General features: G+C 45.5%; 1 pseudogene. It reads right to left on the reverse strand.

The annotated features are described in order from the left end of the window. Window positions 1-295: pseudogene (locus K5Q99_RS22230) on the reverse strand (transposase); the annotation flags it as partial. Window positions 296-404: the final 109 nt, after the last annotated feature.

The following is a 404-nucleotide window of genomic DNA, read 5'->3' on the forward strand; positions in this document are numbered from 1 at the left end:
CGCCTTTAAACAGCTTATGCCACTGCTCAAGTACTTCGCGGTCAGTCCAACGATTGGCGCTGTCGACATCGACCCGCAGCACCACATGCAGATGATTGGACATCACTGCAAAGGCCGCCACATCAATGGCAAAAACCGCTTCGAGTTCAAACAGTAGCAATTCTACCCAAGCGCGGCGATGGTCATAATTTTTTCCCGAATAGGCATCATCGCCACACAAAAATGCACGCCGCACCACGCGGCTACAGCAATGGTAATAAGGCGTGTCTTCAAAATTAAAAATCTGGCCACCCATTTTAGATCAACAACATAATGCACTTTTGGTTTATCTACAACTTGTACGAGCTAAAATTGCTTAAATGAGAGTCATCAAAAGTTGAAGGGCTCAAGCTAAGGCATAAAAA

The sequence above is a fragment of the Shewanella hafniensis genome (genome assembly GCF_019655335.1).
GTDB classification, from domain to species: Bacteria; Pseudomonadota; Gammaproteobacteria; order Enterobacterales; family Shewanellaceae; genus Shewanella; species Shewanella hafniensis.